Genomic DNA, 7713 nt, shown 5'->3' on the forward strand with positions numbered 1-7713 from the left:
AAATAATATAGATAAAAGATATTAAAAATATAGTACTTTTAGAAAAAATGAAATAAAAAAAATTTTGAATTAATTTTATTTTTTACAAAAAAAAAAGAGGTAAATACCTCTATAAAAATAAACCTAACCTTTTTTTACCACCAATCTATATACTTTATCGTACGGGTAATTCATGAATTACCTCTACATAAATTCAAAATATTTTTTGACACAGATTACACAGATCTTAAATCTTTTCTCTTGGTTAGAATCTTACAAAATTCACGCAGACTAAAATCTGATTGTTCTTTTGACTTTAAAGCGAAGTTTATAGTCGTTGAGCTTCAGCAGTACTGTTTCTACAATGACGATTGTGACTTACTTAGCTAAGACAAGGTGGTTATTGCTTCGGTTTCTCTATTTAAGAGAATCCATAATGAGTAAGCGAAATGAAACTTCTGGCACTTTTTGGTTACTTTTTCTTGCTATTGAGAAAGAAGTAACTCGTATTAAAGGCGAAACCTTTAGAATCTTCTTTGTCACAAATTATTAAAACCAATCAACGCAGAGGCTCAGAGATCACTGAGATTCACTGAGTTAAAATCTTCTATTTTTAGATTAAAACCTTAAAGCGAAGTTTATAGTCATTTCGCTTCCGCAGTACTAATCTACTAATTTTACTACAAAATTATAAAGGTCTTCTGCTAATTCAATTAATTCTATAATTTCATCTTCTTCTGGCATCACTTGATAACTATTAAAATATCTATATAAAGTATCATTAGGGTTCAATATCCCACAAGATTTTTTCATTTTTTCAAATTCTTGATTCTGAGATACACAAACTTTTAATAACATCAATAAATTATGTGTCCTCAGTTTTCTATCCTCTGTATCTATATTTCTATAATTGAGGTAAGCTTTCATTGCTTTCTCAGCACATTGTTGACAATGATATGCAGATGTATCAAGAGTTTTTGGTTCTATTAAACCTTTTTTAGCTGTTATAAGGTCATTCTTTGCTCTGAGTAATAGCTGTTCCCATTTCTCCATTACAATAAAACCCCCTTATTTTCTACTTGATACTCTAAACTTCCTCTTACCTTTTCAAATTGATTGAACTCATCTGAAGTTTCTACCACTAAGTCTACAGGGAAATCCAGTTCAAAAAGAATATCGGTAGCTTTAGCTATTCTTTTTCCTAAACTTAGTTCTTTGAATTTATTACTAATGACCAACACATCTAAGTCGCTTTCTTCTGTTGGTTCTCCCCAAGCATATGAACCAAAGACATAAATTTTTTCAGCACTATATAGAGATGATAGTTTATCTCTCAATAAATTTATTTTTCTTAAATTAATCATTTTCAACCTCCCTATGAATTTATTATATTCTATATTATACCATAAAAAAAAAGAGGTAAATACCTCTATAAAAATAAACCTAACCTTTTCTTTGACACAGAGTTTCACCGAGACAAGATGAGAGGTTCACAGAGTTAAAACCTAAAATTTATTTTTCCTCTGCGGTCCTTCGTGTACTCTTTTTCCTCTGCGTTGAGATCTTTTCCCTTCTTGGTTAGAACCCTATCTATACTCTATTATCTCTTTTTCTTTTGCCACCAATCTACACTAATCTATAAACATTCTAGTACGGGTAATTCATGAATTACCTCTACAATATTTTGAAACCCTGTCACAAATCATTAAAATCTATTGACACAGAGTTTCACTGAGATAAGATCAGAGTTTCACAGAGAATTTCTCTGGGTATCTCTTTTTTTCCTCAGTGTATCTCCGTGTCCAATTTTTTTCTTTTTCTTGGTTAGAACCTATTACCTTTGAGCCTGACTTATAACTGATTAGATTCTGACTTTAATTCATTATTTATTTTTTCAAAATTTATATGCTTATAATACCTATTTCCAATACAGACTTTATATTCTTCCATTATAAATTTTTTATTATTCAATTCATTTATCAGTAGCTCTTCTATATTTAATTTTACTCTCGGTAATTCTTTCTTGATTATATCAAAGGTAATAAATATATCTAAATTCATATAGTCATGAGCTACTCTATTTCTAAAATCTTTCATCAATTTCCAGGGTATTCCACTATATTTCTTTTTTATATTTTCTGTTATTTTTCCACTAACTTCACCAATATTAATTAAAAGAGATAGTGTAGCATTAAATGGCATTTGATCTTGTGCATCAAAAAAGTGTTCTGCATCATCATATAATTCTGAATACCTTTTAATTTTCCCTACACTCTCTAATATGCTTAATATATATAATAAATCATTAGCTGTATTTTCCAACATAAATCTTCTCCCTATTAGCTCTATAAAGTACAATTGGATTTGCATATTTTTCTAACATTATATCTACTTTAATACCTGTTTTTTTCTCTAATTCTGCCTTTATTTCTATCCATTTTTTATAATTATCATCATTAACTAGTAGATCTATATCATTTCCATTTTCTCCCCTTGCAATGGAACCAAAAATACATAATTCATCTATTTGATATTTTTCTAATATATGTTCTTGTCTTAATATTTTTTTTAATTCCTCTAAATACATTTCTACCTCCAATATCTTCTTTGTTTATACTACAGTATACCATAAAAAAAAGAGGTAAATACCTCTATAAAAATAAACCTAACCTTTTCTTTGACACAGAGATTCACCGAGGTTAGGTGAGAGGTTCACAGAGAATTTCTCTGGGTATCTCTTTTTTTCCTCAGTGCATCTCCGTGTCCAATTATTTTCTTTTTCTTGGTTTTAAGCGAAGTTTATAATCGTGATATCAGTATCCCGTATCAAATGCGGAAACTTTGGAACCTTCTCCCCTCTCTCTTTATCTCTCTCCCACGGGGTGTCGATTATTAGAAATCATTTATAGGATAAAAAGTGATTTCTAAATGTCAGGGAGAAAGAAATAACACATCTCTCTATCTCCATAAATAATAAAAAGTACAGAAAATAGATTCGCTACTTCTGTACTCTATTTATATATTATCTTTTAAGAATTTTATTTTTTTAGCATTGTACATTATACATTGTACATGTTTGCTCGTGATTAATCACGCGCAAACAAATCTCTCGTATAGATTTTTTCACTTACATCACTCAACTTCTCACATAATCTATTAGTAACTATCACATCAGAAATTTTCTTAAACTCATCTAAATCACTAATCACTCTAGAGTTAAAAAATGACTCTTCCTTCAACACCGGTTCATAGATTACTACCTCTACTCCCTTAGCTTTTAATCTCTTCATTACTCCTTGTACTGCTGAGGCTCTAAAGTTATCTGAGTCCATCTTCATAGTAAGTCTATAAATTCCAACTACCTTTGGATTTTTCTTCAATATCTTTCTGGCAATATGGTCTTTTCTTGTAGTATTGGCATCCACTATTGCCTGGATTATATTATTAGGAACTTTATCGTAGTTGGCTCTAAGTTGTTTTGTATCTTTAGGTAGACAGTATCCACCATAACCAAATGAAGGGTTATTGTAGTGATCTCCAATTCTAGGATCAAGTCCTACTCCTTCTATAATTTGTTTAGTATTTAATCCATATACTTCTGAATAACTATCTAATTCATTAAAATATGCTACTCGGAGTGCTAAGTAAGTATTAGAAAATAATTTTACTGCCTCTGCTTCTGTAGATTCTGTAAATAAGATAGATATATTTTCTTTAACAGCACCTTCTGCTAAAAGGCCAGCAAATATTCTTGCTCTTTCAGATTTTTCCCCAACTATTATTCTAGATGGATGAAGATTATCGTAAAGTGCCTTCCCTTCCCTTAAAAATTCAGGTGAGAAGATAATATTATCTACACCAAATTTTTCTTTGATACCTTTAGTGTATCCTACAGGTACTGTTGATTTAATTACCATGATAGCATTAGGATTTATTTCCAATACATCCTTAATAACTACTTCAACTAAACTAGTATCGAAAAAGTTATGTACTTCATCATAGTTTGTAGGAGTAGCTATGATTACATATTCTGCATCTTTATATGCTTCTTTTTTATCTAAAGTAGCCTTTAAGTTTAATTCTTTATTTGCTAAATAATCTGAAAGATAATCATCTACTATAGGTGATATCTTATTATTTATCATTTCTACCTTTTCAGGTATTACATCTAGTGCCACTACCTCATGGTTTTGTGATAGTAATATGGCATTCGATAATCCAACATAACCAGTCCCCGCTATTGTTATTTTCATTTTTCCTCATCTCCCAAACTGTATTAGTTGATAGTCAATAGTTGATAATTAAAAGTTTTTTTAACTCGCAACTATCCTCTGGCAACTATGAATTATATTCTCATAACTATTTTTCCATTTTTTTCAAAAAGAAAAAGGCTGATAGCCTAATCCTCTAAAATATTTTGTCACGAATTACACTAATTTTCTATAACCAAATTCAAGATATCTGATACAGATTACACAGATAATTTCTGATTTTCACAGATTTAATTAACTATTCTTTTGTACTCTAAGCCTTTATTTGAAAAATTAATTAATAGACCTATTTTTATATTTGTAGCTTTCAAGTAATTTAATAACTGTGCACTATGTATTTTATTTATTTTTTCAATTGCTTTTAATTCAATAATAACTTTATTTTCTACTATTAAATCTGCAATATATTCTCCAACTTTTTCATTGTGATAATATACATCTATCGGTATTTGATTCTTGACATTCAAACCATTTTCTTTAAAAGCAATAAGTAAAGATTTTTCATAAACCTTCTCTAAAAAGCCAAAACCTAGTTCATTATATACTTCCATTGCTATACCTATAATTTTATAAGTTAACTCTTTTTCATTGAACATCTTTCACCTCAAAATAAAAATCTGTGTCAATCTTTTAGTTATCTGTGATATCTGTGTCAAAAAATTTATCTATTAAAATTTTCGTAATCTACGACAAAAATCATCTGTATCAAAATAATCTTTTGTGATAATTTATAACTGGCAACTATTCTCTATCTTCTATACCGTTCTACAAATTTCTCTATTCCCTCTTCAAAGGTAAGACTTGGATTGTATCCTGTCATTTCTTTCAATTTAGTTACATCTGCATAGGTTCTGTCTACATCTCCTGGTTGCATAGGTAATCTCTCAATGATAGCTTTTTTATCTAAGACTTTCTCTATAGTTTCTATCATCTCAGTTAACGATACCGGGCTGTTGCTTCCTATATTAAATATCTCATACACATCTTTATTATTTTCTACATAATCTATAGATTTACATATCCCATCTACAATATCAGCTATATATGTATAATCACGAGAAGTACTTCCATCACCATATACTGGTATTGATTCTTCTGATAAAATAAGTCTTGTAAATTTGTTGATGGCTAAGTCAGGTCTCTGCCTAGGACCATACACAGTAAAAAATCTTAAAAATGCCATATTCATCTTATAAAGAGAATGGTATACATGTCCCATAACTTCGTTGGATTTTTTTGTGGCAGCATATGGAGAAATAGCAAAATCTACTGGATCAGTTTCTTTAAAAGGAACTACCTTGTTATTCCCATATACAGATGAGCTGGAAGCTGCAACTATGTTTTTAACACCATATTTTCTACAACATTCCAATATATTCTGAGTACCTCTTCCATTTACTTCTTGATATAAGATTGGATCTTCAATAGAAGGCCTTACTCCTGCTCTAGCAGCTAAATGAACCACTGTGTCTATTTTATTTTCAGAAAAAATTCTTTCCAAACCTTCAAGATCTCTGATATCTACAATCTCAAGAGTATAATTCTCAGAATCAACCAAACTCTTTAATTCTTTCAATTTTTCCTCTTTCGAACTATCCTCTAGCAACTTGCAACTATCAACTGACAATCCACAACTTTCAACTGTATTGCTTATTTTGATTGTCGTATCGTAATAATCATTGAAGTTGTCAACACAAATAACTCTATTTCCTTCTTTTAATAATTTTTCTGCTAAATGTGAACCTATGAAGCCAGACGCTCCAGTTATTAAGTATGTTTTCATTTTGCCTCCTTAATATGAAATATACACTCAAATTGCTAAGAGTTAATAGTTCACTATTATAATGAACTAATCGTTTCAAGCTCACTACTGTCTTTTTTAATAAAAAATATTACGATTGTTATATATATAACTGAATAAGCTATTCCCCCTAATAATAATTTTATAAAATAATTTAAATAAAACAAATCTTTAATAAAATATATTAAGGTTGACGTAAAAATAAATATGAAAATATATGAAACATATGATTTTTCATAAGGGTGCATGTGTAAGTGTTTAAACATATATATATAATTAATTAAATTCCTTAAAATCAATGAAATCATTGACGCGATAGCTGCTCCTACAATACCAAAACTTGGAATTAGTATAAAATTTAAGAGAATATTACTACTACAAACAACAAGTCCTGAAATTAATACAGCTTTTTGATTTCCAGTCATTGTATTCAACTCCGCTACTGATCCTACTGCAGAATTTATAATTTGACCTAAAGATATTATTATTAGAGCATTTGCACCAATAATAAATTCTTTTCCCATTAATGTCATTATTTCATTTGAAAAATTTAAAATTATTCCAAAAATATATAAATTTATTATAATCATGTATTTAGTTGTCTCAGAATATTTTTTCTTTAATTCTATAAAATTGTTATTATAATATAATTCAGCAATCATTGGTACAAATAATATATTAATCGCTGTTGCAGCTATATTTGAAACTGCCCCAAATTGATAAGAAGCTTTATAAATAGCCACAAAATTAGGAGTCATTAGGCTTCCGATCATATACTGGTCAATATTTTCTATTAAAATTAAAATTATTCCATTAAGTAATAACGGGAAAGAATAAACTAATAATGATTTAAATAACAACGATATTTTTACATTCCCAAAGTATTTTAGTTTTAAAGAATAAAAACTATAATTAAAAAACATTAATAATTCTTGTAAATATTCTGCAATTATAATGTTTTGAATTGACGAATATTTATTTGATTTAAACAAACAAACCAAAGCTATAATCTTAAATATCCTTACAATAACCCTATTAAACAATATCGATTTTTTTATATTTCCATGAGCCCTAAAACAACTTAAATAAACTATATTTAAATTAATAAAAAAAGTAAGTGGTAGTATTTTTCTTATTACTACTACATATTCTTTATTTCCAAATAAAAATATATTGATATTTTCATTATATCTATATATTATAAAAATAAATATACTTGTAAGAACTCCGGTAAAAATTATAGCATTAGTAAATAGACACTTTTTATCTTGTTTATTTATTGTTGTTCTCCCTAAAAAAGATAATAAACCAATATCTAATCCAAATTTTGGAAATATTGACATGATTGTAATAAAACTTAATGAAAATAAAATTTTCCCATAGTCAAAAGCTCCAAATAACCTTGAAATAATTAAAGTTATTCCAAAGCTTAATCCTGTTCCTACTCCAATACTAATAAAGGATAAAAGAGAGTTCTTTTTAAAATTTTTTTTGTTGATTTTAGTCACCTACCCTTAATACTTTTTATAGTTTAAAACTATTTTTTTTAAGTTATCTCTTAAAAGAACTATTAAAAATGCCGCAAGACAAATAAATTTATCTCTATGTCTAATAGCTGTTCCTGAGTTCTTAGTCCCAAAAGCAAAAACAATAAACGCAGAT

8 protein-coding genes are annotated in these 7713 nt (G+C 28.3%); all 8 read right to left on the reverse strand.

Annotated elements, in window-relative coordinates; genetic code table 11:
- Window positions 1-642: 642 nt before the first annotated feature.
- A complete protein-coding gene (locus WBG30_RS12565; protein WP_424505008.1) occupies window positions 643-1032 on the reverse strand; it encodes a HEPN domain-containing protein in 390 nt (129 codons plus the stop codon).
- Window positions 1032-1343, reverse strand: a complete 312-nt coding sequence (locus WBG30_RS12570; protein WP_424505009.1) for a nucleotidyltransferase domain-containing protein — start codon at window positions 1341-1343, stop codon at window positions 1032-1034. Before WBG30_RS12570 ends, WBG30_RS12565 begins: the two co-directional genes overlap by 1 nt.
- A gap of 487 nt (window positions 1344-1830) precedes the next feature.
- Window positions 1831-2304 carry a DUF86 domain-containing protein gene (locus tag WBG30_RS12575; RefSeq protein ID WP_424505010.1) on the reverse strand — a complete coding sequence of 158 codons (474 nt, stop codon included), beginning with the start codon at window positions 2302-2304 and terminating at the stop codon, window positions 1831-1833.
- Window positions 2285-2566 carry a nucleotidyltransferase family protein gene (locus WBG30_RS12580; protein WP_424505011.1) on the reverse strand — a complete coding sequence of 94 codons (282 nt, stop codon included), beginning with the start codon at window positions 2564-2566 and terminating at the stop codon, window positions 2285-2287. The genes WBG30_RS12575 and WBG30_RS12580 overlap by 20 nt, the downstream gene beginning before the upstream one ends.
- Window positions 2567-3065: 499 nt before the next feature.
- Window positions 3066-4232: a nucleotide sugar dehydrogenase gene (locus WBG30_RS12585; protein WP_424505012.1), complete on the reverse strand. Its 1167-nt coding sequence runs from the start codon at window positions 4230-4232 to the stop codon at window positions 3066-3068.
- Between the two features lie 248 nt (window positions 4233-4480).
- On the reverse strand, window positions 4481-4846 hold the full coding sequence (locus WBG30_RS12590) for a GxxExxY protein (protein ID WP_424505013.1): 366 nt from the start codon (window positions 4844-4846) through the stop codon (window positions 4481-4483).
- A gap of 152 nt (window positions 4847-4998) precedes the next feature.
- On the reverse strand, window positions 4999-6033 hold the full coding sequence (locus WBG30_RS12595) for a GDP-mannose 4,6-dehydratase (RefSeq protein WP_424505014.1): 1035 nt from the start codon (window positions 6031-6033) through the stop codon (window positions 4999-5001).
- A gap of 56 nt (window positions 6034-6089) precedes the next feature.
- The gene (locus WBG30_RS12600) at window positions 6090-7559 is read right to left on the reverse strand and encodes an oligosaccharide flippase family protein (protein ID WP_424505015.1); all 1470 of its coding nucleotides are present in this window, start codon (window positions 7557-7559) and stop codon (window positions 6090-6092) included.
- Window positions 7560-7713 lie beyond the last annotated feature (154 nt).

This window comes from Psychrilyobacter sp. (assembly GCF_049671765.1).
Taxonomy (GTDB): Bacteria; Fusobacteriota; Fusobacteriia; order Fusobacteriales; family Fusobacteriaceae; genus Psychrilyobacter.

Bases quoted from the DNA above. Each gene is read 5' to 3' on its own strand.
- WBG30_RS12565 (WP_424505008.1), bottom strand. From the start codon at position 1,032: ATGGAGAAATGGGAACAGCTATTACTCAGAGCAAAGAATGACCTTATA.
- WBG30_RS12570 (WP_424505009.1), bottom strand. From the start codon at position 1,343: ATGATTAATTTAAGAAAAATAAATTTATTGAGAGATAAACTATCATCT.
- WBG30_RS12575 (WP_424505010.1), bottom strand. From the start codon at position 2,304: ATGTTGGAAAATACAGCTAATGATTTATTATATATATTAAGCATATTA.
- WBG30_RS12580 (WP_424505011.1), bottom strand. From the start codon at position 2,566: ATGTATTTAGAGGAATTAAAAAAAATATTAAGACAAGAACATATATTA.
- WBG30_RS12585 (WP_424505012.1), bottom strand. From the start codon at position 4,232: ATGAAAATAACAATAGCGGGGACTGGTTATGTTGGATTATCGAATGCC.
- WBG30_RS12590 (WP_424505013.1), bottom strand. From the start codon at position 4,846: ATGTTCAATGAAAAAGAGTTAACTTATAAAATTATAGGTATAGCAATG.
- WBG30_RS12595 (WP_424505014.1), bottom strand. From the start codon at position 6,033: ATGAAAACATACTTAATAACTGGAGCGTCTGGCTTCATAGGTTCACAT.